At 62.1% G+C, this 24,474-nt stretch carries 23 protein-coding genes; 15 read left to right on the forward strand and 8 right to left on the reverse strand.

Annotation, left to right across the window (positions count from 1 at the left end):
• Positions 1-203: 203 nt before the first annotated feature.
• Positions 204-1,352 carry an aldose epimerase family protein gene (locus HX790_RS28975; RefSeq protein WP_017134566.1) on the reverse strand — a complete coding sequence of 383 codons (1,149 nt, stop codon included), beginning with the start codon at positions 1,350-1,352 and terminating at the stop codon, positions 204-206.
• Positions 1,353-1,490: 138 nt separating this feature from the next.
• Between HX790_RS28975 and HX790_RS28980 the strand changes: the two genes are divergently transcribed.
• Positions 1,491-2,258, forward strand: coding sequence for an SDR family NAD(P)-dependent oxidoreductase (locus HX790_RS28980; protein ID WP_017134567.1), 768 nt, complete (start codon positions 1,491-1,493; stop codon positions 2,256-2,258).
• Between the two features lie 5 nt (positions 2,259-2,263).
• Here the strand turns inward: HX790_RS28980 and HX790_RS28985 are convergent, their stop codons facing one another.
• The 3 genes from HX790_RS28985 to HX790_RS28995 are packed head-to-tail and all read right to left on the reverse strand — an operon-like array spanning position 2,264 to position 4,292.
• On the reverse strand, positions 2,264-2,866 hold the full coding sequence (locus HX790_RS28985; protein ID WP_017134568.1) for a glutathione S-transferase family protein: 603 nt from the start codon (positions 2,864-2,866) through the stop codon (positions 2,264-2,266).
• Between the two features lie 29 nt (positions 2,867-2,895).
• Entirely contained in the window at positions 2,896-3,429 is a 534-nt protein-coding gene (gene mug / locus HX790_RS28990; RefSeq protein ID WP_017134569.1) for a G/U mismatch-specific DNA glycosylase, read from the reverse strand.
• Positions 3,426-4,292 (reverse strand): LysR substrate-binding domain-containing protein, encoded by an 867-nt coding sequence (locus HX790_RS28995; RefSeq protein WP_017134570.1) that lies wholly within the window; start codon positions 4,290-4,292, stop codon positions 3,426-3,428. The genes mug and HX790_RS28995 overlap by 4 nt, the downstream gene beginning before the upstream one ends.
• Before the next feature lie 134 nt (positions 4,293-4,426).
• Here HX790_RS28995 and HX790_RS29000 point away from each other — a divergent pair, with 134 nt between their 5' ends.
• From HX790_RS29000 to HX790_RS29015, 4 genes are read left to right on the forward strand one after another with little or no spacing between them, the layout of a single operon-like run.
• Positions 4,427-5,479, forward strand: a complete 1,053-nt coding sequence (locus HX790_RS29000; protein ID WP_176992596.1) for an agmatine/peptidylarginine deiminase — start codon at positions 4,427-4,429, stop codon at positions 5,477-5,479.
• 4 nt (positions 5,480-5,483) lie between these two features.
• On the forward strand, positions 5,484-6,365 hold the full coding sequence (aguB, locus tag HX790_RS29005; RefSeq protein ID WP_017134572.1) for an N-carbamoylputrescine amidase: 882 nt from the start codon (positions 5,484-5,486) through the stop codon (positions 6,363-6,365).
• A complete protein-coding gene (locus HX790_RS29010; protein WP_026013487.1) occupies positions 6,362-7,444 on the forward strand; it encodes an extracellular solute-binding protein in 1,083 nt (360 codons plus the stop codon). The genes aguB and HX790_RS29010 overlap by 4 nt, the downstream gene beginning before the upstream one ends.
• A gap of 8 nt (positions 7,445-7,452) precedes the next feature.
• The gene (locus tag HX790_RS29015) at positions 7,453-8,553 is read left to right on the forward strand and encodes an agmatine/peptidylarginine deiminase (RefSeq protein WP_099549157.1); all 1,101 of its coding nucleotides are present in this window, start codon (positions 7,453-7,455) and stop codon (positions 8,551-8,553) included.
• Here HX790_RS29015 and HX790_RS29020 read toward each other — a convergent pair.
• On the reverse strand, positions 8,550-9,020 hold the full coding sequence (locus HX790_RS29020; protein ID WP_178111042.1) for a MarR family winged helix-turn-helix transcriptional regulator: 471 nt from the start codon (positions 9,018-9,020) through the stop codon (positions 8,550-8,552). The two genes, HX790_RS29015 and HX790_RS29020, sit on opposite strands and share 4 nt — an antisense overlap.
• 275 nt (positions 9,021-9,295) lie before the next feature.
• Here HX790_RS29020 and HX790_RS29025 point away from each other — a divergent pair, with 275 nt between their 5' ends.
• Genes HX790_RS29025 through yghU form a run of 4 tightly spaced genes read left to right on the forward strand, consistent with a single transcriptional unit; the run spans position 9,296 to position 15,923 of the window.
• Positions 9,296-12,475: an efflux RND transporter permease subunit gene (locus HX790_RS29025; RefSeq protein ID WP_017134576.1), complete on the forward strand. Its 3,180-nt coding sequence runs from the start codon at positions 9,296-9,298 to the stop codon at positions 12,473-12,475.
• Between the two features lies 1 nt (position 12,476).
• Positions 12,477-13,646: an efflux RND transporter periplasmic adaptor subunit gene (locus HX790_RS29030; RefSeq protein ID WP_176992597.1), complete on the forward strand. Its 1,170-nt coding sequence runs from the start codon at positions 12,477-12,479 to the stop codon at positions 13,644-13,646.
• Positions 13,639-15,084, forward strand: a complete 1,446-nt coding sequence (locus HX790_RS29035; RefSeq protein WP_176992598.1) for an efflux transporter outer membrane subunit — start codon at positions 13,639-13,641, stop codon at positions 15,082-15,084. The genes HX790_RS29030 and HX790_RS29035 overlap by 8 nt, the downstream gene beginning before the upstream one ends.
• Before the next feature lie 2 nt (positions 15,085-15,086).
• Positions 15,087-15,923: a glutathione-dependent disulfide-bond oxidoreductase gene (gene yghU, locus HX790_RS29040; protein ID WP_017134579.1), complete on the forward strand. Its 837-nt coding sequence runs from the start codon at positions 15,087-15,089 to the stop codon at positions 15,921-15,923.
• Positions 15,924-16,193: 270 nt separating this feature from the next.
• Here the strand turns inward: yghU and HX790_RS29045 are convergent, their stop codons facing one another.
• The gene (locus tag HX790_RS29045; protein WP_176992599.1) at positions 16,194-17,243 is read right to left on the reverse strand and encodes a LacI family DNA-binding transcriptional regulator; all 1,050 of its coding nucleotides are present in this window, start codon (positions 17,241-17,243) and stop codon (positions 16,194-16,196) included.
• A 161-nt stretch (positions 17,244-17,404) separates the two neighbouring features.
• Between HX790_RS29045 and HX790_RS29050 the strand changes: the two genes are divergently transcribed.
• From HX790_RS29050 to HX790_RS29070, 5 genes are all read left to right on the forward strand, one after another.
• A complete protein-coding gene (locus HX790_RS29050) occupies positions 17,405-18,490 on the forward strand; it encodes a fatty acid desaturase family protein (protein WP_176992600.1) in 1,086 nt (361 codons plus the stop codon).
• Positions 18,491-18,605: 115 nt separating this feature from the next.
• Entirely contained in the window at positions 18,606-18,926 is a 321-nt protein-coding gene (locus HX790_RS29055; RefSeq protein ID WP_017134582.1) for a MocE family 2Fe-2S type ferredoxin, read from the forward strand.
• A 2-nt stretch (positions 18,927-18,928) separates the two neighbouring features.
• On the forward strand, positions 18,929-20,128 hold the full coding sequence (locus tag HX790_RS29060; protein ID WP_176992601.1) for an NAD(P)/FAD-dependent oxidoreductase: 1,200 nt from the start codon (positions 18,929-18,931) through the stop codon (positions 20,126-20,128).
• A 1-nt stretch (position 20,129) separates the two neighbouring features.
• Positions 20,130-20,948, forward strand: a complete 819-nt coding sequence (locus tag HX790_RS29065) for a sugar phosphate isomerase/epimerase (RefSeq protein WP_176992602.1) — start codon at positions 20,130-20,132, stop codon at positions 20,946-20,948.
• Positions 20,949-20,998: 50 nt separating this feature from the next.
• Entirely contained in the window at positions 20,999-21,961 is a 963-nt protein-coding gene (locus tag HX790_RS29070) for a Dyp-type peroxidase (protein WP_017134585.1), read from the forward strand.
• On the opposite strand, the gene HX790_RS29075 is transcribed toward HX790_RS29070, so the two are convergent.
• Positions 21,958-22,830 (reverse strand): undecaprenyl-diphosphate phosphatase, encoded by an 873-nt coding sequence (locus HX790_RS29075; RefSeq protein ID WP_099549168.1) that lies wholly within the window; start codon positions 22,828-22,830, stop codon positions 21,958-21,960. The two genes, HX790_RS29070 and HX790_RS29075, sit on opposite strands and share 4 nt — an antisense overlap.
• Before the next feature lie 179 nt (positions 22,831-23,009).
• On the opposite strand from HX790_RS29075, the gene HX790_RS29080 reads away from it, so the two are divergent.
• Positions 23,010-23,516, forward strand: coding sequence for a GNAT family N-acetyltransferase (locus HX790_RS29080; RefSeq protein ID WP_099549190.1), 507 nt, complete (start codon positions 23,010-23,012; stop codon positions 23,514-23,516).
• Here the strand turns inward: HX790_RS29080 and HX790_RS29085 are convergent.
• Positions 23,494-24,438, reverse strand: coding sequence for a GlxA family transcriptional regulator (locus HX790_RS29085; protein WP_017134588.1), 945 nt, complete (start codon positions 24,436-24,438; stop codon positions 23,494-23,496). The two genes, HX790_RS29080 and HX790_RS29085, sit on opposite strands and share 23 nt — an antisense overlap.
• Positions 24,439-24,474 lie beyond the last annotated feature (36 nt).

Below are 24,474 nucleotides of genomic sequence, written 5' to 3' on the forward strand. Positions count from 1 at the left end.
CTTTTTGCTTACTTTTTGGTCCTTCAAAAAGTGAGCCGCTGTAAGAGCGGAACCATAGGCCGCCGTTACCGCAGCAACGGATATGTACTCAGCAACCCTGAGCCAGCCCAAGACTTCAAACTGCCCCGGCACTCCCCGGTCACAAGGAAAAACCGGGGTGCCTGTCGCGAGGGCCGGCTCCTGCACCCCGGTTGCACCAACACTCAGTCGGCAGAAAACTTGAGCACAGTGTTCTGGCTATAAGTCTGCCCAGGATTCAACCGAGTCGAAGCAAACTTGGGCTGGTTGGGCGCATCGGGAAAGTGCTGGGTTTCGAGGGTAAAAGCACTCCAGTGCTGATACGTCTTGCCTGCTTTGCCCTTCACCGTGCCATCGAGGAAGTTGCTGGTGTAGAACTGCACCCCAGGCTCGCTGGTGTAGAGCTTCAAACGCCGGCCAGACGCAGGGTCGTGTACTTCGGCGGCGAGTTGCTTGATATCGCCCTGGGTGTCGAGCGCCCAGTTGAAGTCAAACCCGCCTTGTTTCGGCTCGGCAAATTTAAGCTGCGGATGCTCGTCCTTGATGTGCTGGCCGATCGGCGTGGGTTTGAGAAAGTCCATCGGCGTGCCCTTGACCGGTGCCAGCTCGCCGGTCGGAATCAGGGTGGCATTCACCGGTGTGTAATGGCTGGCATGCAAGGTCGCGACCTGCTTGAGAATGTCGCCATTGCCCGCGCCCGCCAGGTTGAAATAGCTGTGGTTGGTGAGGTTGAGCACGGTGGGTTTGTCGGTGCTGGCTTTGTAGTCGATATGCAGTTCGTTGTTATCGTTGAGGCTGTAGGTGACCTCGGTTTTAAGGTTGCCAGGGAAGCCCATTTCACCGTCCTTGGACAGGTAGCTGAGCTTGACGCCGACCGAGTCCTTGCCCTTGACGGGTTCGGCTTGCCAAACGTGCTTGTCAAACCCCTGGGCGCCGCCGTGCAGCGAATTTGGCCCGTCGTTGAGCGGCACCTGATAGCGCTTGCCATCAAGCTCAAACGCACCGCCCGCCAGGCGGTTGCCGAAGCGCCCGATGGTCGCGCCAAAAAAGGCCGTGCCGCTCTGATAGCCCTGCACGTCATCAAAACCCAGTACCACGTCATCGACCTTGCCGTTTTTATCCGGCACGTGCAGTGACTGCAACACGCCGCCGTAGGTGATCACCGTGGCTTGCATGCCGTGGCTGTTGCGCAAGATGTACTGCTCGACGGCGGTGCCGTCATTTGTTTTACCGAAGGGTTTGTGTTCGCTGGTGAGGCCCGCAGCCTGGGCGCCGCCGCTGGCAATCAGCAGGGACAAGGCGAGGCCGGAAAGCAGGTGACGAGGGTGCTTCATGGTCGAACTTCCTTTTGTTGTTTTCAGTGGAATAGTTCTACTAATGTGCGATATTTTGTCGTTGCAGCAGCAGATTTATAGCCTTTTACGGCCTGTTTGCAAAATAAAATAAGACTAATTAAGTGAGGCAACCTTTATATGACCACTCAGCAGGCTGTTTACCCCGACCTTGAGGGTAAGACCGTTCTGGTTTCCGGTGGTGCCTCAGGCATCGGCGAATTCCTGGTGCGCGCGTTCGCCGCGCAGGGCGCCAAGGTGGGTTTTGTGGACCGGGCGCAAAGCCAGGGTGAGCGGCTGGCCGCGCTGCTGCATTCCCAGGGCTACAAGGTTGAGTTCGTGTGTTGCGACATCACCGATGAAATCGCCTATAAAGCGGCGATCGAACGCTTTGAGCACTCGTTGGGGCCGATCACCGTACTGGTCAATAACGCGGCCAACGATGTGCGTCACACCCTGGAAGAAGTCGATTCGGCGATGTTCGACAGGCTGATCGCGGTCAACCTCAAGCACGCGTTCTTTGCTGCCAAGGCCGTGGTGCCGATGATGAAACGCGCTGGTGGCGGGGCGATCATCAACCTGGGCTCGGTGGGGTGGATGATGGCGTCTGCTGGCTACCCGGTGTACGCCGCCAGCAAGGCGGCGGCCCATGGCATGACCCGCGCCCTGGCACGTGAGCTGGGGCCGAACCATATTCGCGTGAATACCCTGGTGCCCGGTTGGGTCATGACCGAAAAACAATTGGCAATGTGGGTCGATGATGCGGCCAAGGAGCTGATCAGCCGCAGCCAGTGCCTGCCCGGCAGCGTACTGCCGGAACACATCGCCAATATGGCGTTGTTTCTCGCCTCCGATGCCTCGGCGATGTGTTCGGCGCAGAACTTTATTGTGGATGGCGGCTGGGTCTAGGCCTGCTACTCGATGGGGTAGCGCTTGAACGCCGGGTGCTGTTCCAGTTGGTCGGCGTGACGTTGCAGGTTAGGGAATGCCTTGGGGTCGAGCACCGACGGCAGTTTGAGTTGGGTGAACGACCACGCGACTGCCGCGGTCAGCGCCGCCTGGGTCAGTGGCGCGTCGGTGGTTTGGGCAAGGTGCTTTTCCAGCAGCGAATAGGCGGCCAACAGTTGACCGGTCACGCGGTCTATCCACGGTTCATGGCGTTTTTCTGCCGGGCGCAGATTGTCCTCATAGACGATCTGCACGGTTTTCTCGCAGGCCGCCAGGGCCAGCCCGAGCAGGTGCAGTTCGTGGGCGCGGGCGCCCGGCGCTTGTGCCAGCAGCTTCTTGTCGGTGGGGGCCTGGGCTTCGAAATAATCCAGGATCAGGCTGGAGTCCATCAGCAAGGTGCCGTCGTCCAGCACCAGGGTCGGCGCCTTGACCACCGGGTTGATCGCGTGGAACTGCTCGAAGGTGCTGAACACCGACACCGACTGATGTTCAAACGCCACGCCGTACAGGTCCAGGGAAATTGCCACGCGGCGTACGTAAGGCGAGTCAAGCATGCCTATCAGTTTCATGAAGCCTCCGTTGCTTTCAGGTGATGGGATCAGGAGATTAAGGGCACATGATTGTCCTGCGCAATGGCCTTGCGCAGTTGCTGATAGGCATCCACTAACTGCTCCAGGTTGAACGCCAAATTGCGCCCGCTGGGGTTGGGCAACACCCATACCGCTGCGCCGCCCAACAACAGCGGCTGCAACCCCCAGGCAACCTCGCGTTGGCCGGACACGGCGCTATAACCGACCTTGCCCAGAAAGGCCACGAAGCGTGGCTGCCAGCGGCGGATTTTCTGCTCAAACGCAGCCGCGGCGTCGTTGAATTCATGCCGCGCCAATTCCCCCGCACTCGCCGTCGGACGCTCCACCAGTGTGGTCAGGCCGCAGTGGTAGTCGAGCAAGGTGCGCCCCTCTTCGGGGTGAATTTCATGGGGCGTGAAGCCGGCCAGGTGCAACGTGCGCCAGAAGCGGTTGCTGCGGTTGGCGAAGTGCAGGCCCAAGGAGGCGGAGCCTTTGCCGGGGTTGATGCCGCAGAACACCACGTTCAAGTGCTCGGTGAGGATGTCTTCAAGTCTGTCGCTCATGTCGGGTCTATCTGCAAACGCATCAGCAGCCATTCGGTAAAGCTGCGGGCCAGTGGGTCGTTTTCACTGTCACGGTGGGTCAACAGCGCCCAACTGGGACCGCGAATGGTGGCTTCGACCAGCGGCGTGAGCAAACCATCGGCCTGGGCCTGGCGGCTCAGCAGTTGGCTGACCAGGCCGATGCCCAGCCCGCTGCACACGGCATCCAGCAGTAAACCTGGATCGGAAAAATTCAGCCCTTGGTCCTGTTGGCCCACATCAATACCGGCCTCCACGGCCCAATGGCTCCAGTCCATCTCTCGCTCGCCGTGCAACGTGGTGCGCTGCGCCGCAGGCACAGACAGCAGCTTGGGATGGCAAGCCGGAAACAGGCGGTCGGCATGCAGCACCTTGAAGCTGCATTCGGCCTGGGAGCTGATGTCGTCACGCACGGCCAGGTCGATGGTCTGGCTGGCCATGTCAGGCACTTCATCGGTGCTGAAGATCCACAGGTCTACCTCCGGGTGCCGCTGACGAAAGTCCGCCAGGCGTGGCAGCAGCCAGTGACGAGCAAAGGTCGGCGTGGTGTTGAGCACCAGTTGATTGGGTTTGCGGTACTGCCCCAGGCGTCGCACGCCCACCGCCAGTTGTTGCAGCAGCGCCTGGGTGGTGCTGAGGAAGTCATAACCTGCGTCGGTGAGGCTCACGCTGCGCCCGCTGCGTAAAAACAGCGGCTGCTCCAGGTAAGCCTCCAGGCTGCGGATCTGCTGGCTGATCGCCGATTGGGTCAGGTGCAGTTCTTCGGCAGCCTTGTGGAAACTGCCTAGCCGGGCGGCGGCTTCAAAGCCGCGCAGGGTGCCGAGGGGCGGCCAGTGGTTGAGCATATCGATAAGCTCCGCTAATCAGTTTTCTACAAAATCCATCGTTTGTTTGGCCTTTTCAGCCTACGTAGCATGTGCGCCAAGACTCCGTGGGCAGTTTTCACTGAACACAATGACTTAACTCAAAGGTGCTTGTCATGCAGCGTAGTGAAATTTTAAGCAGTGGTTGGTGTATGCCCGCGGAGTGGTCCCATCATGTGGCGACCTGGATGGTCTGGCCACATAACCAGGCGCTGTGGGAAAGCACCTGGGGTGTGACTTTGGCATTGGTGCAGCAGGATTTTGCGCGGGTCGCCAATGCCATCGCACGTTTTGAGCCAGTAAAAATGATTGTCGACCCTTCGGCAATCGCCAGTGCCAAAGCCCTGTGTGGCCCTGGCATCGAGTTGATCGCTAAGGCCGTCAATGACAGCTGGTGCCGCGACTCCGGCCCCACCTTCATTTGTCACCCGCAACAGGGTGCGGCAGGTGTGAGCTGGCGCTTCAACGCCTGGGGCGGCAAGTCGGCCCATGACTTGGACGAAAGCCTGGCGCGCCGGGTGCTTAATCACCTGGGGCTGGAATGCTTCGGCACGCCGCTGAGCAATGAAGGCGGCGCGATCCATGTGGACGGCGAGGGCACCTTGATCACCACCGAATCGGTGCTGCTCAACCCCAACCGCAATCCCGGTATGACCAAGGCCGAGATGGAAGAGGTCTTCGCGCGCCTGCTGGGGATCAAAAAGACTATCTGGCTGCCCGGCGACCCGGATTACGTCACTGGCGATATGACCGACGGCCACGTCGACGGCGTGTGTGCCTTCGCCCGCCCTGGCCTGCTGCTGGTGGATGCCACCCACGATCACCACTCGACCTACGCCCAAGTGGTACGCGAAAACCGTCGCGCCCTGGAACTGGCCACCGACGCCCATGGCCGCCGTTTCGAACTGATCGAACTGTATGAGGCCACCGACGCAGTGGACACCGATGCAGAAGTGTTTTGCGCCTCCTACACCAACTTCTACATTGCCAACGGCGCAATCATCATGCCGGCCTACGGCATTGAGGCTGATCAGGTAGCGGCCGAGGTGCTGGCCCAGGCGTTCCCGGGCCGTGAAATCGTGCCGGTGCAGATCAACCACTTGGCCCACGGCGGCGGCGGGGTGCATTGCATCACGCAACAGCAACCGGCCTGGCCGTTAAAGGGGTAATGCCATGACTGTATTGACGATTGCTACTACCCAGATGCCGTGTACCTGGGACTTGCCGGGTAACCTCGACCGCGCCGAGCGGTTGGTGCGCGATGCCGCCGCACAGGGCGCCCAGGTCATCCTGCTGCAGGAGCTGTTCGCCACGCCGTATTTCTGTATCGAGCAGCATCACAAACATTTGGCACTGGCCGAGGAGTATCAGCACAGCCGCGTGCTCAAGCGTTTCGCCGCATTGGCGAAGGAACTGGGCGTGGTGCTGCCGCTGAGCTGGTTCGAAAAGGCCGGTAATGCCTACTTCAATTCCCTGAGTGTGGCCAATGCCGATGGGCAGTTGATGGGCGTGTACCGCAAGACTCATATTCCCAACGCCATCGGCTACCAGGAGAAGGAATATTTCAGCCCCGGCGACACCGGTTTTCGCGTCTGGGACACGGCGTTCGGGCGCCTGGGTGTCGGTATCTGCTGGGACCAGTGGTTCCCCGAAACCGCCCGCTGCCTGGCGTTGCAGGGTGCTGAAGTGTTGTTGTTCCCCACGGCCATCGGCTCGGAACCCGGCTGCGCGGCGCTCGACTCCCGTGACCACTGGCAAATGACCATGCGCGGTCACGCCGCCGCCAACCTGGTGCCGGTAGTGGCGGCCAACCGCGTAGGCCGTGAAGTGGCGACAACGGATGCGAGCCTGCAAATGGATTTCTATGGCTCGTCGTTTATCTGCGACCACAAAGGCAAGCTGCTGGTCGAAGCTGATCGCGAATCCACTGGCGTACTCGTGCACTCCCTTGACCTGTCTGCGATGCGCGAAGAACGCCGGACCTGGGGCATCTTCCGCGACCGCCGCCCGCACATGTATGACGCACTGCTGACCCTGGACGGACGCCCATCATGAGACTGCTTTTGAGCTGTGCCCTGATCCTCACCAGCGCCTGCGCCACGGCCGATGACAAGACGCTGAAACTCTACAATTGGGCGGACTATTTTGCGCCGGACACCTTGTCGGCTTTCACCGCCGAGACCGGCATCAAGGTGATCTACGACGTGATGGACGGCAGCGAAACCCTGGAAGCCAAGTTGATGGCCGGCGGCAGCGGCTACGACCTGATCTTCCCCGGCGACACCGTGGCCGAGCGCCTGATGCGCGCCGGCAGCCTGCAACCGCTGGACCCTGCCAAGCTCACTGCGCTGGATGATATCGAGCCGGGTTTGCAGAAGTTGCGCAGCCACTACGTCAACTCGAACAAAGCCACGGTGCCCTACACCTGGGGGACTATCGGCCTGACCTACAACACCGCACAGATTAAGCAGCGCTTGCCGAACGCGCCGGTCAACAGTCTCGACCTGCTGTTCAAGCCCGAATTTGCCGCCAAGTTCGCCGACTGTGGCATTTCGCTGATCGATTCACCGGATGAAGTGCTGGCCGTGGTGCTCAACTACCTGGGGCGCGACCCGCGCAGCGCCAAACGTGAAGACCTGGCCGCTGCCAGTGACTTGCTGCTCAAGCTGCGCCCGTATATCCGCAAGTTCCAGTCGCAACCGGTGACCGACTTGGTCAACGGTGATTTGTGCCTGTCTCTCGGCTACAGCGGTGACATGACCCAAGCCCAGCGCGCCGCCGATGCGGCCGGCAAATCGGTGACCTTTGGTTATCACATCCCTCGCGAGGGCACCACGGTATGGATGGATACCATGGCCATTCCCGTCGACGCCCAGCACCCGGAATACGCCTATGCTTTTATCAACTTCGTGATGCGCCCGCAGAACATGGCCGCCATCACCAACTTCACCGGCTACCCTACGGCCAACGCCAAGGCCCGCCCGGCGGTGGAGGCAGCCATGCGTGATAACCCGCAAATTTACCCGGATGCAGCCACCTTCGAGCGGTTGATTGCCGGCAAAGACATCCCCCAGGCGGATATGCGTGCGCGCATGCGCATGTGGACTAAATTCAAGACAGCGACCACCAAGTAGAGACCCCCATGCCAACCCGTCGAACCTTCATCAAACAAGCCAGCGTGGTCTGTGCCATGACCTTACTCACCACCCATGTACGTGCCGCTGTCAAAGGCCGTTTCTACATGCCCGACGAAGGCGAAAAACACCGCCAAGCCTTTATCGCCTTTGGCGCCCAGGACGCTATCTGGGAAGACTTTACCGCTGATGTGCAAGCGGCCCTGGGCCGTATCGCCAGGGCGATTGCCAACTATGAGCCGGTCACTGTGTTCTGTCGCGAAGACGAGCGCGCATTGGCGGAAAAACACTGCGGCACGCGCAATATCACCTTTGTCGAAACCGAGTTGGACGATATCTGGATGCGCGACACCGGCGCCAATTTCGTCATCGATGGCACCGGTGGCGAAGGCGCAGTGGATTTCAACTTCAATGGCTGGGGCAACAAACAACAACATGCCGATGACGCGCAGTTGGCGGCGCTGGTGGCCGAAGAAACCGGCGCGCGCCACATTCGCAGTGAGCTGGTGGGCGAGGGTGGGGCAATCGAAGTGGATGGCCTGGGCACCGGCATCATGACCGAAAGCAGTTGGATCAACCGCAACCGCAACCCCGACTGGAGCAAGGCCGACGTGGAGGCCGAACTTAAGGAACGCCTGGGGCTGCGCAAGATCATCTGGCTGCCGGGCATCAAGGGCAAGGACATCACCGACGCCCACGTCGACTTCTACGCCCGGTTTGTGTCGCCCGGCGTGGTGCTGGCCAACCTCGATACCGACCCCGAGTCCTACGACCACAAAGTCACCCTTGCGCACCTGGAAATCCTCAAGAACGCCACTGACGCCGACGGCCGCCCGTTGCAGGTGCACACCGTATCGCCGCCGCTGAACCCGCGCAAAAACAAGTTCAGCAAGGGTAACGAGGACTTCGCCGCTGGGTATATCAATTATTTTGTGATCAACGGCGCGGTAATTGCGCCTGAATTCGGCGACCCGGAGGCGGACCGCAAGGCATTGGACCTGCTGTCACGGCTCTACCCGAGCCGCAAAGTGCTGCAACTCAATATCGATGCGATTGCCGCGGGCGGCGGTGGCATTCACTGCGTCACTAACCACCAGCCGATGGCTTAATCGTCCTTGGCCAGCAGGGTGCGGGCAAATTCGTCGGAGGCGATAAAGTCCAGGGTCTGGCGCAGTTGCGCCGCCGCTTCACGGCCGAATGCCTGATCGAAGCGTTCGGCCATTTGCGTGGAAATACGCTTGGCCGCCAGGTGGGTGCGCTTGCCTTGTTCGGTCAGCAGCACGCGCCGGGTACGCCGGTCGAGTTCGTCCACGCGCAGCTCCACCAGGCCGTCACGTACCAGCGGTTTGAGCGTGTGGCCGAGCGCGGACAAATCCATCACCAGGGTTTGTGCCAGCTCGCCCATTTTCGGCGTGCCGGCCTTGGCGATGCGGTTGAGCAGCGCGTATTGCGTGGCTTTGAGCCCGCAGGGCGCGAACGCTTCGTCATAGATCTGGCCCAGGCGGCGCGAGGTGCGGCGCACGGCACCGTTGACGCAGGCGCTGGGGCTCTCGGAGCAAGGCGGGGCAGATTTCAAGGGCAGATACTCTCTGATACAAAACACGACGCGGCTGATTATGCCTGCGCGACCTGTCAGGACAAGGCCTTTCGGACCGAACTGACGTTCCAGATGAAAGCTGAGACAGCTTGAAACAAATTAGTTGCGTATGCCACTAAGTTCGATATCGTGGCATATGCCTCTTTGTGACCGGGATGTCGTTACAAAAACCCCAGGACGTGCATGGGGCGAGGCGGGAAAACGGCATGGCGAAGCCTGCTTGATCAAACAATCTCCTGTCTGGATCACCTCCTATGCTCAACCTCGTGCGCATCGCCTTGCTGCGCCCCTATACCTTTTTGGTATTGGCCATTTTCATCCTGATTGTCGGGCCGCTGGCGGCCTGGCGCACGCCGACGGACATCTTCCCGGAAATCCGCATTCCGGTGATTGCGGTGATCTGGCAGTACACCGGTTTGCCGCCGGACCAGATGGCGGGGCGCATCACCTCGCCGTTCGAGCGGGTGCTGACCACCACCGTGAACGACATTCGCCATATCGAAGCGCAGTCGATGAACGGCTACGGGATTGTGAAGATCTTCTTCCAGCCCGGCGTCAACATCAGCACCGCCAACGCCCAGGTGACGTCGGTGTCCCAGGCGATCCTGCGGCAATTGCCGCCCAGCACCGTGCCGCCGCTGGTGCTCAACTACAGCGCCTCCACCGTGCCGATTGTGCAGCTTGCACTCTCTGGGCCGGGGCTGAGCGAACAGCGCTTGGGTGATATCGGCCTGAACCAGGTGCGCCTGATGCTCACCAGCGTGCCCGGCGCAGCACTGCCATACCCGTTTGGCGGCAAGAGCCGGCAAGTGCAGATCGACCTCGATTCGGCGCGCATGCAAGCCCGTGGCCTGTCGGCACAGGACGTCGCCACTGCCCTGGCCACGCAGAACCTGATCACCCCGGTAGGCACCCAGAAGATCGGCAGCTACGAATTCAACCTGCAACTGAACAACTCACCTTCGGACTTCCATGACCTGGAAAACCTGCCGATCAAGACCGCCGACGGCACCACCGTGCTGATCCGGGACGTGGCCACCGTGCGCGACGGCAACCCGCCGCAAACCAACATCGTGCATGTGAACGGCAACCGCTCGGTGCTGCTGCCGGTGCTCAAGACCGGTTCGGCATCGACCTTGGGCGTGATCGCGGGCATCAAGGAAAAGCTTGCCGACAACAAGGCTGCGTTGCCGCCCAACTTGAATATCGATTTGATCGGCGACCAGTCGCTGTTCGTGCGTTCGGCCATCAGCGGCGTGGCCCGTGAAGGCTTGATCGCGGCGGCGCTGACCAGCCTGATGATTTTGCTGTTCCTCGGCAGTTGGCGTTCGACGGTGATCATTGCCACCTCGATTCCGCTGGCGATCCTGGCCTCGATAGCCACGCTTTCGGCGCTGGGCGAAACCCTGAATATCATGACCCTCGGCGGCCTGGCGCTGGCCGTCGGTATTCTGGTGGACGATGCCACGGTAACCATCGAGAACATCAACTGGCACCTGGAGCAGGGCAAACCGGTGCAGACGGCAATCCTCGACGGTGCGGCGCAGATTGTGACGCCGGCGTTTGTCTCGCTGCTGTGTATCTGCATCGTGTTTGTGCCGATGTTCTTCCTTGATGGTGTGGCGCGCTTCCTGTTCGTGCCGATGGCCGAAGCGGTGATCTTTGCCATGATCGCCTCGTTCCTGCTGTCGCGGACCCTGGTGCCGACATTGGCCAACTACCTGCTCAAGCCGCATCTACACGGCGACGACGGGCACGCACCGTCGCGCAACCCGCTGGTGAATTTCCAGCGCGGTTTCGAAAAGCGTTTTGAAGCCTTTCGCGAGCGTTACCACAGCGTATTGCACAGCGCCTTGCACCATCGTCGCGCGGTGGTGATCGGCTTGCTGGCGTTTGTCGCCGTGTCGTTTGCGTTGGTGCCGTTCCTGGGCCGCAACTTCTTCCCCGAGGTCGATTCCGGGTTGATCCTGTTGCACGTCCGCGCTCCGGTGGGCACACGGGTGGAGAGTAATGCGCACCTGATTGCCGACATCGAAAACGCGATCCGGCGTAAAGTCCCGGCCCAGGAACTTAAAGCCTTGGTCGACAACATCGGCCTGTCCATCAGCGGTATCAACGTGGTGTACAACAACACCGGCACCGTGGGTTCCCAGGACGCCGATATCCAGATCAGCCTCAACGAAGGCCATCGCCCGACCGCCGAGTACATGCGCCAATTGCGCGAAACCCTGCCACGGGAGTTCCCGAGCGCGGTGTTCTCGTTCCCGGCCTCGGACATTGTCGGGCAGATTCTCAACTTCGGTTCGTCAGCACCGATCGACCTGCAAATCACCGGCAATAACCTGGCGGCTAACTTCGCCTATGCCAGCGCGCTGCTGCGTGATATTCGCCGGGTGCCGGGGGTGGTGGATGCGCGCATCCAGCAGTCGCGGCAATTGCCGACGTTCAATATCGACGTGGACCGCACCCGTGCGCAGTTGGTCGGCCTCACCGAGCGCGATGTCACCAACAGCCTGGTGGTCAACTTGGCGGGCTCCAGCCAGGTAGCGCCGACGTTCTGGTTGAACCCGGCCAACGGCATTTCCTACCCGATCGTGATGCAAACCCCGCAATACAACCTGGAAAGCCTGGCCGCACTGCACAACTTGCCGCTGAGCGGCAGCAATGGCGCGGCCACCGACCAGACCTTGGGCGGCCTGGCGAATATCCAGCGCAGCCACAGCAGTTCGGTGTTCAGCCAGTCGGATATCCAGCCGGTGGTTGAGGTGCTGACGGCGATTCAGGACCGCGATTTGGGTGGCGTCGCCGCCGATATCCAGAAAATCATCGCGGCCCACGCCGGTGAAGTACCGACCGGCTCCAAGGTGATTTTGCAGGGCCAGGTGCAGACCATGAACGCGGCCTTCAGTGGCTTGCTGTTCGGCCTGTTGGGCGCAGTGGTGCTGATCTATCTGCTGATCGTGGTCAACTTCCAGTCCTGGGCCGACCCGTTTGTGATCATTACCGCGTTGCCGGCGGCATTGGCGGGCATTGTGTGGATGCTGTTTGTCACGCATACGCCGCTGTCGGTGCCCGCCTTGACGGGGGCGATCATGTGCATGGGCGTGGCCACCGCCAACGCCATTCTGGTGGTGAGCTTCTGTCGTGAGCGCCTGGCCGTGCATGGCGATGCCGTGCAGGCCGCGCTGGAGGCCGGTTACACGCGGCTGCGGCCGGTGTTGATGACCGCCATCTCGATGATTATCGGCATGGCGCCCATGGCTTTGGGCCTGGGCGAGGGCGGCGAGCAGAACGCGCCGCTCGGCCGTGCGGTGATCGGCGGGCTGGCGTTTGCCACCATCGCCACGTTGATTCTGGTGCCATTGATTTTCAGTCTGGTCCACGGGCGTCGCCAACACGCCACGCTGGCGACTACCGTTTCCCAAGGGGTTTGACATGTCCGTTTCTATTGCTGAAAAAAAGCCGTCCCGTGGCCTTTTGTGGCTGATCGTGGGCGGGGTGACGGTGGTGGTCATCGTCGGTGTCGGCCTGAGCGTGCGTGCCAGTGAGTCCCGTGACCTCAAGACCTGGACCGACGCGCAGGCACTGCCCAGCGTCAACCTGGTCAAGCCGGTGGTGCAAGCGCAAGGCCCGGTACTCAACTTGCCGGGGCGCATGGAGGCTTATTCGCGCGCGTCGATCTTTGCCCGGGTCAATGGCTACCTGAAATCCTGGAATGTCGACATCGGCACGCGCGTCAAAGCCGGCCAGGTATTGGCCGAAATCGACACCCCGGAACTCGACCAGCAACTGCTGCAAGCCCGCGCCACTTTGGCCTCAGCCCAGGCCGATGAACACCTGGCCGATACCACCGCCAAGCGCTGGCAGGCGATGCTCGCGACCGACTCGGTGTCGCGTCAGGACGTCGACGAGCGCACCGGCGACCTGACCGCCAAGCAGGCCAAAGTGACGGCGGCCAAAGCCAATGTCGAGCAGTTGGTGGCGACCAAGGGCTTCCAGCATCTGGTCGCGCCGTTTGCCGGTGTGGTCACCGCGCGCAGCACCGATGTGGGCGCGTTGATCAGCGCCGGGGGCACCGCCGGCAAAGAGCTGTTTGCGGTGGCCGATGTCAGCCGTCTGCGCGTGTATGTGCAGGTGCCGCAGACCTTCTCGCCACAGATTCGCGAAGGCACCACGGCGCGCCTGAGCGTGCCGGAGTATCGCGGCGAAACCTTCACCGGCAAGGTGATCGCCACCGCCGATGCGGTCAACGCCGCGTCCGGCAGCACCTTGGTGCAACTGCTGGTGGACAACCCCGGCGGCCGCCTGCTGCCCGGTGGCTACACCAGCGTGCAGTTTGATTTGCCGGTGCAGGCCGACGTGCTGCGCGTACCGTCCAGTGCCCTGGTGTTCGATGACAAGGGTATGCGCGTCGCCACCCTCGACAGCCAGGACCATGTGCACTTCAAGACCGTCACCATCGCCCGTGACTTTGGCGACAGCGTGGAGATCGCCAGCGGCCTGCAAGCGGCTGACCGCGTGATCGATACGCCGCCGGATGGCCTGGCCGATGATGATTCGGTGCAATTGGCTGCCGCTTCCGTCGAGGCCAAACCCCATGGCTAAGCGCAACCTGCTGGGCCTGCTCGCCACCTTGAGCCTGGGTGCCTGCTCGTTGGCGCCGCCGCTTGAAGTGCCGCAAACACCTGTCGCCGCGCAGTTTCACACCCAAGGCCCGTGGACGGTCGGCGCGCCCGACGACCAGGCCAACCGAGACGGCTGGTGGCGCATCTACAACGACCCGCAGCTGGATGCGATGCAGCAGCAGTTGCTGAAAAACAACCCGGACCTGAGCGCGGCACTCGCGCATTACCAGCAGTCCCAGGGGTTCCTGGCCCAGGACCGTTCGGGGCTGTTCCCCAAGCTCTCGGCCATCGGCAGCGGCCAGCGTATTCGCCAGTCGGGCACCAAACCGCTGCGCTCGGCCACCTCGCCGGACGTCTATAACTCCGCGACATTGGGCCTGGAGGTGGATTATGAAGTCGACCTGTGGGGCCGCGTGCGCGACACGGTTGCGGCCGGCACCAGTGACTCGGAGGCGGCCAGGGCCGACCTGGCGTCGGTACGCCTGAGCCTGCAAGCGCAATTGGCTGACAGTTACATCCGCCTGCGCGGTATCGACTGGAAGAACCAACTGCTGGAACAGACCCGCGACGCCTACACCAAAGCCCTTAGCCTGACCGAAGGCTTGCACGGCGGCGGGATCGTGTCCGGGCTGGACGTGGCGCGGGCGCGCACGCAGCTGTCGACGGTCAAGTCGCAATTGAACCAGAGCCTGGTGCAACGGGCGGTGCTGGAGCATTCGATTGCGGCGATGCTGGGGGAGTCCGCCTCAACCTATACCGTCGCCGTGAATGTGGCGCCGATTGCATTGCCCAACGTGCCCACGGGCGTGCCGTCGAGCCTGCTGCAACGCCGCCCGGATATTGCCGCTGCCGAGCGTCGCATCGCGTCGGCCAATGCGCGGATCGGCGTGGCCAAGGCCGCATGGTTCCCGCAGATCACCTTGAGCGCCCAGGGCGGCTATCAGAGTGACGAGTTTGCCCGTTTGCTCAGCGCACCCAACCTGTTCTGGGCCATCGGCCCGTCGCTGGTCGGCACAATCTTTGATGGCGGCGCGCGCCAGGCCCAGGTGGATATTGCCAAGGCCGCCACTGACGAAGCCGCGGCTAAATACCGCGGCGTGGTGCTGGGCGCTTTCGAGCAAGTGGAAGACAACCTGTCGCAGATCGCGGGCCTGGGCAGTGCCCTGGATGACCAGCGTGACGCGGCCGCTGCCGCGCAATACGCCGAAGACCTGTCGACCTCGCGTTATCGCCAGGGCGCCGTGGCCTATCTGGATGTGGTCACCGCCCAAGTGGCTGCGCTGGAAGCCAAGCGCAGTGTGCTGCAACTGCAAACCCAGCAATTAAGCGCTAATGTGGGCCTGATCAAGGCGCTGGGCGGCGGATGGAACGTGGCCCAACTGGCTGCATCGAACAGTACTCAAATCAAGGAGAAGTGAGCATGACCGACTACCTACCCCCGAAGGTGTGGACCTGGGACACCGAAAGTGGCGGCACTTTCGCCAGCATCAACCGACCCATTGCCGGTGCGACCCATGACAAAGCACTGCCGGTCGGCAAACACCCGTTGCAGCTGTATTCCCTGGCCACGCCGAATGGGCAGAAGGTCACCATCCTGCTCGAAGAGCTGCTGGCCCTGGGGCACAGCGGCGCGGAATATGACGCGTGGCTGATCAAGATCGGCGATGGCGACCAGTTCGGCAGCGGCTTTGTGGCAGTCAACCCCAACTCCAAGATCCCGGCGTTGATGGACCACAGTGGTGACACGCCGATTCGCGTATTCGAGTCGGGTGCGATCCTGCACTACCTGGCCGAGAAATTTGGCGCGTTCTTCCCCACCGAGCCTGCTGCGCGGGCTGAGTGTTTGTCGTGGCTGTTCTGGCAGATGGGCAGCGCGCCGTACCTGGGCGGCGGCTTCGGGCATTTTTACGCCTATGCGCCGAGCAAGATGGAATACCCGATCAATCGCTTCGCCATGGAAACCAAGCGTCAACTGGACGTGCTCGACCAGCGCCTGGCGGTGAGTAAGTACATTGCCGGCGATGAGTACACCATTGCCGATATTGCGATCTGGCCGTGGTATGGCGGCTTGGTCAAAGGCCGTTTGTACGGCGCGTCAGCGGAGTTTTTGTCGGTGCACGAGTACAAGCACGTGCTGCGCTGGGCCGAGGCGATTGAAGCACGTCCGGCGGTGCAGCGTGGGCGGCGGGTGAATCGGGTGTCCGGGGCACCTGAGGAGCAACTGGCTGAGCGCCACGACGCCACCGATCTGGACTGAAACCCGGGCAAATTGTGGGAGCTGGCTTGCCTGCGATGACGGAGTGTCAGTCGATAAATTTGCAACTGACCCACCGCTATCGCGGGCAAGCCCGCTCCCACCTTTGGACCTCCATATTCTTCCAAACTATTTGTAGCGCTGCTCGAACTGCACCCACACGTTGCGCTGGCCGAGGCGGTTGAAATACACCGATTTTGGACTGAAACTCGATCAAACTGTGGGAGCTGGCTTGCCTGCGATTGCGGTGGGCCAGTTTTTGATCGTTGTGTATCAGTTGGACAGGTTCTCCGAGGTCACGATCTGCGGTGGGATATGCACTCTGTGCCGCAGTGGATCGAAGGCCTCGGCGGCCTGCAACTCCACCAGTAATTCGATCAGCGCGGTCGCCGTCTGCCGAGGCTGCGAGTCCATCACCACATCAATCAAACCTCGGCTCAGCGCCTCACGCGACAACGCGGTGGACTCCTGCAAAATGCAGCACAGCGCCGGCCGTTTGGGCAGCTGCGCCAGGGCATTGATCACGCCGTCACCGCCGCCGCCCACCACGCACAGGCCGCGCAGGTCGGTGTGGCGGGTGAGCAGGTCGAGGGTGGCTTCCTCAGTGATATCGCTGTTGTCCAAGTTGATCAGCGGCTCCAATGGCTTGAGCCCCGGCGCATGCTCGGCCAGGTAACTGTGCAAGCCTTCAACCCGCGCCTGGTGGCCGAGAAAACGATGGCCGCCCAACAGGATGCCGACGCTGCCTTTGCGTGCGCCGCAGGTGCGCGCCAGCAGCCAGCCCATGGTGCGCCCGACCACGTGGTTATCCTGGCCCACATACGGCTCCAAGGCTTGTTCGTGGATATCCGACAGTAACGCGACCACCGGCACGCCGGCTTTGCGAACCTGCGCCAGTGTGGCGTTGATCAACGGGTGGGCGAAGCTGACGACGGCGAGCGCGTCGCATTGCACCGCCAGTTGCTCGATTTGCGTAGCGATGGCACTGGGCGTGCGGTCGAGAATGTAGTCGAACTGGCAGGTCAGGTTGGCTGTAGCGTGCTGCTGCGCGGCCGTGCTGATCGACTGCGCCAGGTTGGCGTAAAACGCTTGGGCGGTGCCCAGCAGCAGGATGCCGAAACGGTAGGTGGGGCGCCGCTCACGAATGCGTTGGCCGATCAGCCGTGCGGCAAAATAACCCACGGCTTCGGCGGCCTGGAATACTTGCTCGGCGGTCTGCGGATTCACCGGCGCACGGGCGTTGAGTACGCGGTCGACGGTGGCCACACTCAAGCCTGCCTGGGCGGCGACAGTGGCGATGGTCGGGCGTTTATTATTATTCATGACAGGCCTCTCAAGCGTCTTGATAGAAAACTATCAAGCCTCGCTGGGCCTGGATGATAGCTTGATAGGGAATGGATTCAAGGCCTTGAGGCGGATTTATCCGCGCTCTATGGTTGGTTCGCAAAGCACCTGTTACCCAACGCTTGCGGAGAACAATAACAATGCCTGAACACACGCCTCACCGCGCTCGGCGCGACTACAGCCTCACCGGCCCTGAAGCTGCCCGCGCCGCTGAAAAGGGCCTGGTCTCGGCCAGTTGGTATCAATCGCCGATCTCGCGTAAACGCATGAAAGAACTGATGCAGCGCCGCGACGGCCCGGCGTTGCTCGATACGGCCCTGTGGGTGTCGGCGCTGCTGGTCACGGGGTTTGGCGGCTACTGGTTCTGGGGCTCGTGGGCGTGCGTGCCGTTCTTCATGGCTTACGGCGTGCTCTACGGCACCGCGTCCAACCCGCGTTGGCATGAGACCGGCCACGGCACCGCTTTCAAGACCCGCTGGATGAATGATGGGCTGTACCAGGTGGCGAGCTTCATGTGCATTTTCGAGCCGCATGTATGGCGCTGGAGCCATGCGCGGCACCACACCGACACCATCGTGGTCGGGCGTGACCCGGAGATCGTCGAGCCGCGCCCGCCGAGCCTGTTGATGATGGGCCTGAGCCTGTTCAACCTGCCGCTGGCCTGGAAAACCTTCAGCGGCGTGGCGCGCCATGCGATCGGCAAGATGAGCGCCCAGGAACAGGACTTCATCCCCGAGTCCGAATGGCCCAAGGTGTTCCGCGCTGCGCGGATCTGGGTCGGCATTTATGCGCTGGTGATCGGCACCGCGTTGTACCTGCACAGCTGGCTGCCACTGATGCTGGTCGGCCTGCCGAGCCTGTATGGCGCCTGGCTCGGCTACCTGTTCGGTCTCACCCAGCATGTGGGCCTGGCCGAGGATGTGCTGGACCATCGCAGCAACTGCCGCACCATCTACATGAATCGCGTGCTGCGCTTTATCTACATGGACATGAACTACCACCTCGAACACCACATGTACCCGATGGTGCCGTACCACGCCTTGGCGCAACTGCACGAAGAGATCCGCAGCGACTGCCCGCCGCCGTACGCGAATATTCTTGAGGCGTACAAGGAAATCCTGCCGACGATCTGGAAGCAGCGCAGCGACCCGAGCTATTTCGTGCAGCGCCCCACTCACAGTGGCGAGCGAGCTTGCTCGCGCTGGGCTGCGCAGCAGCCCCAATAAAAACCACCGCATTCTTTCAGACAATACTCGACTGCCGACCTTGGGGCCGCTTCGCAGCCCAGCGCGAGCAAGCTCGCTCGCCACAAGGAAGGCCATGCATAGAGAGAACAACGCCATGAACGATCAATGGATCGACGTCTGCGCCGTGGGCGAAATTGACGAAGAAGACGTGCTGCGCTTCGACCATGGGCCGCACACCTACGCGGTGTACCGCTCGGCCGAGAATGAATTTTTTGCCACTGCCGGCCTGTGCACCCACGAGAAAATCCACCTGGCCGACGGCCTGGTGATGGACCACGTGATCGAGTGCCCCAAGCACAACGGGCGCTTTGATTACCGCTCCGGCAAAGCCCTCGGCGCGCCGGTGTGCGTCAACCTCAAAACCTACCCGGTGCGGGTCGAAGCGGGGCGGGTTTTACTCGCCGTGACGGCGTGAGCATGAACGCCCCCCTGATCATCGTCGGCGCCGGCCATGCCGGTGGCCGTGCGGCGCTGACCTTGCGCGAAGAAGGCTACACCGGGCGCCTGATCCTGATCGGCGATGAACCGCACTTGCCCTACGAGCGCCCGCCGTTATCCAAGGGCTTGCTGCAAGGCAGCACGGACCTGGCGGGTTGCAGCCTGTTTGACGGCCAGCGCATGGCCGCGCTGGGCATCGAGCATATCGCCGGCAACCCGGTCACGCGCCTGGAGCCGCACCAGCACCGGCTGCAACTGGCTGACGGCCAATGGCTGGACTTTGCCGGTGTGCTGCTGGCCACCGGCGGCCGGGCGCGACGCTGGCCTGTGGAGCAGGCGAGCGTGCTTTACCTGCGCACCCATGATGAGGCGCTGGCCCTGCGCGACGCCTTGCGCCCCGGCACGCGGCTGGTGGTGGTCGGCGGTGGTTTTATCGGCCTGGAAGTGGCGGCGACCGCGCGCGGCCTGGGCTGCCAGGTCACGGTGCTTGAAGCTGGCCCACGCTTGGCGGGCCGGGTGCTGCCGCCGGTGATCAGCGAAGCGCTGCTGGATTTGCACCGCCAGCAAGGCGTTGAGGTGCGCTTGAATGTGGCACTCGAATCCATCGACGCCGACGCGGTGCAACTGGTCGATGGGCAGCGCTTGCCGTGTGATCGGGTGGTGGTTGGCATTGGCATGCAACCCAATCTCGAACTGGCTGCAGCAGCGGGGCTGGAAGTAGGGCAGGGCATTCGCGTCGATGCGCAACTGCGCACCAGTGCGCCGAACATTTATGCGGCGGGCGATGTGTGTGAGTTTCGCCTGGGTGGCCTGTATCAACGCCAGGAAACCTGGCGCAATGCCGAAGCCCAAGGTCGCCATGCTGCGCTGAATATGTTGGGGCGTGAGTTGCCGTTCGAGGCCATGCCGGGTTTTTGGTCCGACCAGTACGACTGGGGCTTGCAGACCGTTGGCGTGATGACCCCGCTGACGGTCAGCCGCGCACTGCCGGGCGGTGGTTTGCTGTTGTTCCACCTGGATACCGACGGGCATTTGCAAGGCGCTTGCGGCTGGGCGCTCGGCAATGGCGTGGCCAAGGACATCAAGCTGTGCGAACGCTTGATCAGCGCGTGCATTGCACTTAATACGGCCGACCTGGCCGACCCGGATGTTTCCCTTAAACATTTGCTGCGAGGCTGATATGCGCCAATTGCTGGTGTTCCAATCCCTCTGGGCCATGCAGACCGAACCCGGGCCGCTGGAAGCCCGGCTCGATCGCATCGCCGCCGCCGGCTTCGACGGCATCACCGATCATTACTGGAAACCCGCCGAGGTCGCGCGCCTGCACGCTGCCGCCAGCGCCAGGGGCTTGCAGATCGAAGGCCAACTGTTCCCGCAATCGGTGGATGACCTGGCCGCCGTGCTGGATGTGATCAGCCGCTACGGCTGCCACCACCTCACCCTGCAGGCCGATGTGCGCCCGCGCACGCTGGCCGAGGCGGCCCGGCTGGTCGAAGGCTGGCAACGCCTGGCCGAACAGGTGGACTTTCCGATCCTGCTGGAAACCCATCGCTACCGCCTTACCAACGACCTGCTGTTTACCCTCGACCTGCTCGTACAGATGCCCGACCTGAAACTGCTCGCCGACCTGTCCCATTACGTCGTCGGCCGGGAGTTACCGGAACCGGGCGCGTTCGAGGACGACGAGCAGATACGCACGATATTGCGCCACAGCTGGGGCTTTCACGGGCGAGTGGCCAGCAGTGAACAGGTGCAGGTCTCTGTGGGTTTCCCCCAACACCAGGCCTGGGTAGAACGCTTTACCGGTTGGTGGCGCTACGGGATTGAAGACTGGCTGGCCCGGCCCGATGCGCCCAATAGCCTGTCGTTCACCTGTGAGCTGGGCCCGCCGCCCTATGCAATCACGGATGCAAACGGCGGTGAAATCAGCGACCGCTGGGCCGAGGCGCTGAAGCTGAAGACCCTGATTCGCCAGGTGTGGGAGAGCTGCCAGCGATGATCTGCTAATCTGCGCGGGTTAAAACCGCCCTTAGCCTGTGGACTTTCATCATGAAGACTTGCCCTGTTCAGCCACCTCTTGAGCCGCAGTCCGTCTGCCATCCCATCACCAGCAGCGCGATCTTCATGGTGGCAACCGTCGCTCCCGGCAGTGAAGACCAGGTGCGCGCCTGGTGCGGCGATATCGCCGGGCTGGTGCGTTCGGTGGGCAAGCGCGTGCCGGCGGGCAACCTGACCTGCGTCTGCGGGTTCGGCTCGGATGCCTGGAGCCGGCTGTTCGGCGGGCCACGCCCGGCGGCCTTGCACCCGTTTCGCGAGTTCGGCGTGCCAGGGCGCATGGCGCCGTCGACGCCCGGCGATATCCTGCTGCATATCCGCGCCGAGCAGATGGACCTGTGCTTCGAATTGGCCACGCAGTTGATGGTGGCCCTGGGCGACAGCATCAAGGTGGTGGATGAGGTCCAGGGTTTCCGTTACTTCGATATGCGCAGCATCATCGGTTTTGTCGACGGCACCGAGAACCCGGTGGGGCGCAAGGCCGTCGGCTTTACCATCGTCGGCGATGAAGACGCGGAATTTGAAGGCGGCAGCTACGTGCTGGTGCAGAAGTACCTGCACAACATGAGCGCCTGGAACGAGCTGACGGTGGAAGCCCAGGAGAAAGTGATCGGGCGTACCAAACTGGCCGATATCGAGCTGGATGAAGAGACCAAACCGAGCAACTCCCACAGCGCCCTGACCGTGATCACCGACGAAAACGGCGAAGAAGTGAAAATCCTGCGCGACAACATGCCCTTTGGCCGCCCAGGCGCCGGCGAGTTCGGCACCTACTTTATCGGCTACGCGCGCTCGCCGCAGCCCCTGGAGTTGATGCTGGAAAACATGTTCGTCGGCCGCCCGGTCGGCAACTACGACCGCTTGCTGGACTTCAGTACCGCCGTGACCGGCGGCCTGTTTTTTGTGCCTTCGGCCGATTTGCTTGAAGAGCTGGCCGACCGTCAACCGGGGTCTTAACTGAGCAACCCGGTGCTGACCGCCACAATCAAGAAGACTCCCAGCAGCGCGCGATAAATCACAAACGGCCAGGTGGAGAACCGCTCCAGGAACTTCATCAGGCCCCAGATCGCGAAGAACGCCGAGATACTTGCCACCACCAGGCCGAAGAGCAAATGCGGCCAGGCGTGGGCGGGCATGTCGGCGTGCAGCAGCACCCACAGCTCTTTCAAACCGGCCAGCGCGATGGCGGGCAGGCCCAGCAGGAATGAAAAGCGCGCGGCTTCTTCACGCTTGAAGTTGAGGAACAGCGCAGCGGTCAGCGTCGAGCCCGAGCGCGATACGCCGGGAATCAGCGCGCCAATTTGCGCAACCCCGACAATCAGTGCATCGCGCAGGCGCATCTGGCCCATGTCCCGGGTGTGACGTGCGCGCACTTCGGCCACCGCCAGCAGTACCGCCATCACCACACAGGAAATCCCGATCACCATCAGGCCGCGCAACGGCGAGTTGCAGCTGTTGAGGGTCGAGGACAAGGCCAGGCCGGCAATGCCGATGGGGATGGTCGCCAGCACAATCGCCACCGCCAGCTTGAACCACGGGTCGTTGTAGTCGCCCCGGCGTACCGCACCGATGCTGCCCGTGGTGACCTGGCGCACATCGCGCCAGAAATAACTGACCACCGCCGCCAGCGCCGCCAACTGCATCGCCGCCGAAAACGCCGAGCCGGGGTCTTGCCAGCCGAGCAGGGCGGGCACCACACGCATGTGGGCGGTGGACGACACCGGCAGCAGCTCGGTAATGCCCTGGATCACACCCAGGATGAAAATCTGCAGGTAATCCAGGGAGGCAAAGCCCACATCCAGGCCGGCGGAACAGACGTTGGTCAAAATAGAGGTCCTTGAGGAAAAGGTCGAAGCTGACGAAGTTTATTCTAAATGTTTCAGGAATTTCGGTTGGACGGGGCAAATCCGCAATCGGTTCAGCAAACAGAAAGGTTATGCAATGTATTGGCCTGCGCGCGTGTTTTGTGAACAATGGCGCCCTGCGTTTTGTCACCGAGAGCCCCATGCCTGAAACCACCGTTGAACTGATCCAGACTGGCCCCGAAGCGTCCGAGTTGATCCGCAACCTTTACCAGTATTACGCCTATGAGTCCTCGGACTGGGAACAGGAAGATGTCGAGGCGGATGGCCGCTTCTACATCCACGATGAGCACCTGACCCGTTACTGGCACGACCCGCAATGGAGCGCCAACCTGCTGCTGGTGGACGGTTATATCGCCGGCTTCCTGCTGATTGAAGGCAGCGAACTGCCAGGCATCGACGCCCTGGAACTGGCCGACCTGTTCATTCTCAAGCGCTACCGCCGCAAAGGCATTGGGCGTGCCATCGCCACCCAGGTGTTGAGCAGCGGCCAGGCCGATTGGCTGGTGCGTTTCTATGACCAGGATGAAGTGTCCCAGGCGTTCTGGCGTGCGGTGCTGGATGATTTGCCGCGCCCGGTGCAGACCCTGGAGCTGGAGGATGACCCGCAGTTGGTGAGTTACCTGATTACGCGAGCGGTCCTGCATTAAAGGCCTGTTGCATGGCCTGTGGCGGCTGCCCGAAGGCACGCAGAAACGCCTGGCGCATGCGTTCGCGGTCACCAAAGCCGGTTTCGCGGGCCACCACTTCGACCGGGTGACGGCTGGTTTCCATCATTGCCCGGGCCGCTTCCACGCGCAGTGATTCGATGGCCTTGGCCGGTGTTTGCCCGGTTTCTTCGCGAAACACCCGGCTGAACTGGCGCGGGCTCAGGCGGGCAACCTCGGCCAGGGCTTCGACCGACAGGTCGTGGGTCAGGTTTTCGCGGGCATAGGCCAGGGCCAGCTGCACGCGGTCGGATTTGGGGTCCAGTTCCAGCAGGGCTGACAATTGCGACTGCTCACTGCCGCGGCGTTGGGCGATCACCAGTTTGCGGGCGATGCGCCGGGCCAGGTCGCTGCCCAGGTCAGCCTCGACCATGGCCAGTGCCAGGTCGACGCCGGCACTCATGCCGGCGCCGGTCCAGATCTGGCCGTCGACCACGAACAGTTTGTCTTCCTCAAGCTGGATGTGCGGGTAGCGCTTGCGAAAGGCGGGCGCGTGGATCCAGTGGGTGGTGGTGCGCTTGCCCTCGAGCAAGCCGGCTTCGGCCAACACGAAGATGCCCATGCACAATGAGGCCACACGCCGTGATTGGGCGGAGGCGGCCTTGACCAGCTCGAGCAGGTTGGCTTCCGGCAAGCGAAATTCCAGATAGCCGCTGACGATCAGCGTGTCATAGCCCTGCGCGCGGATCGGCGTGGTGTTCACCGAAAAGCCTTGGGAGGTCATCACGGCACCGCCGCTTTCCGACACCAGGTGAAACTCATAGGCCGGTTCGCCGCGCAGCAGGTTCGCGCATTCAAATACCGAGCCCAGGCTAAGGCTCAGGGATTGAAAGTTCGGGTAAACCATCAGCGCAACGCTGTGCATCATTGTTCTCCAAAAAACGCGGGCCAGGGCACGGGA

The organism is Pseudomonas sp. IPO3747 (genome assembly GCF_013385245.1).
GTDB lineage: Bacteria > Pseudomonadota > Gammaproteobacteria > Pseudomonadales > Pseudomonadaceae > Aquipseudomonas > Aquipseudomonas edaphica.

What these genes read in the sequence shown, in the direction of transcription:
- mug (WP_017134569.1), bottom strand. Translation starts at nt 3,429, where the DNA reads ATGAGCGACAGACTTGAAGACATCCTCACCGAGCACTTGAACGTGGTG.
- aguB (WP_017134572.1), top strand. Translation starts at nt 5,484, where the DNA reads ATGACTGTATTGACGATTGCTACTACCCAGATGCCGTGTACCTGGGAC.
- yghU (WP_017134579.1), top strand. Translation starts at nt 15,087, where the DNA reads ATGACCGACTACCTACCCCCGAAGGTGTGGACCTGGGACACCGAAAGT.
- HX790_RS29015 (WP_099549157.1), top strand. Translation starts at nt 7,453, where the DNA reads ATGCCAACCCGTCGAACCTTCATCAAACAAGCCAGCGTGGTCTGTGCC.
- HX790_RS29025 (WP_017134576.1), top strand. Translation starts at nt 9,296, where the DNA reads ATGCTCAACCTCGTGCGCATCGCCTTGCTGCGCCCCTATACCTTTTTG.
- HX790_RS28995 (WP_017134570.1), bottom strand. Translation starts at nt 4,292, where the DNA reads ATGCTCAACCACTGGCCGCCCCTCGGCACCCTGCGCGGCTTTGAAGCC.
- HX790_RS29030 (WP_176992597.1), top strand. Translation starts at nt 12,477, where the DNA reads ATGTCCGTTTCTATTGCTGAAAAAAAGCCGTCCCGTGGCCTTTTGTGG.
- HX790_RS28985 (WP_017134568.1), bottom strand. Translation starts at nt 2,866, where the DNA reads ATGAAACTGATAGGCATGCTTGACTCGCCTTACGTACGCCGCGTGGCA.
- HX790_RS29010 (WP_026013487.1), top strand. Translation starts at nt 6,362, where the DNA reads ATGAGACTGCTTTTGAGCTGTGCCCTGATCCTCACCAGCGCCTGCGCC.
- HX790_RS29045 (WP_176992599.1), bottom strand. Translation starts at nt 17,243, where the DNA reads ATGAATAATAATAAACGCCCGACCATCGCCACTGTCGCCGCCCAGGCA.
- HX790_RS29050 (WP_176992600.1), top strand. Translation starts at nt 17,405, where the DNA reads ATGCCTGAACACACGCCTCACCGCGCTCGGCGCGACTACAGCCTCACC.
- HX790_RS29060 (WP_176992601.1), top strand. Translation starts at nt 18,929, where the DNA reads ATGAACGCCCCCCTGATCATCGTCGGCGCCGGCCATGCCGGTGGCCGT.
- HX790_RS28975 (WP_017134566.1), bottom strand. Translation starts at nt 1,352, where the DNA reads ATGAAGCACCCTCGTCACCTGCTTTCCGGCCTCGCCTTGTCCCTGCTG.
- HX790_RS29000 (WP_176992596.1), top strand. Translation starts at nt 4,427, where the DNA reads ATGCAGCGTAGTGAAATTTTAAGCAGTGGTTGGTGTATGCCCGCGGAG.
- HX790_RS29080 (WP_099549190.1), top strand. Translation starts at nt 23,010, where the DNA reads ATGCCTGAAACCACCGTTGAACTGATCCAGACTGGCCCCGAAGCGTCC.
- HX790_RS29065 (WP_176992602.1), top strand. Translation starts at nt 20,130, where the DNA reads ATGCGCCAATTGCTGGTGTTCCAATCCCTCTGGGCCATGCAGACCGAA.
- HX790_RS29035 (WP_176992598.1), top strand. Translation starts at nt 13,639, where the DNA reads ATGGCTAAGCGCAACCTGCTGGGCCTGCTCGCCACCTTGAGCCTGGGT.
- HX790_RS29055 (WP_017134582.1), top strand. Translation starts at nt 18,606, where the DNA reads ATGAACGATCAATGGATCGACGTCTGCGCCGTGGGCGAAATTGACGAA.
- HX790_RS29085 (WP_017134588.1), bottom strand. Translation starts at nt 24,438, where the DNA reads ATGCACAGCGTTGCGCTGATGGTTTACCCGAACTTTCAATCCCTGAGC.
- HX790_RS29070 (WP_017134585.1), top strand. Translation starts at nt 20,999, where the DNA reads ATGAAGACTTGCCCTGTTCAGCCACCTCTTGAGCCGCAGTCCGTCTGC.
- HX790_RS28980 (WP_017134567.1), top strand. Translation starts at nt 1,491, where the DNA reads ATGACCACTCAGCAGGCTGTTTACCCCGACCTTGAGGGTAAGACCGTT.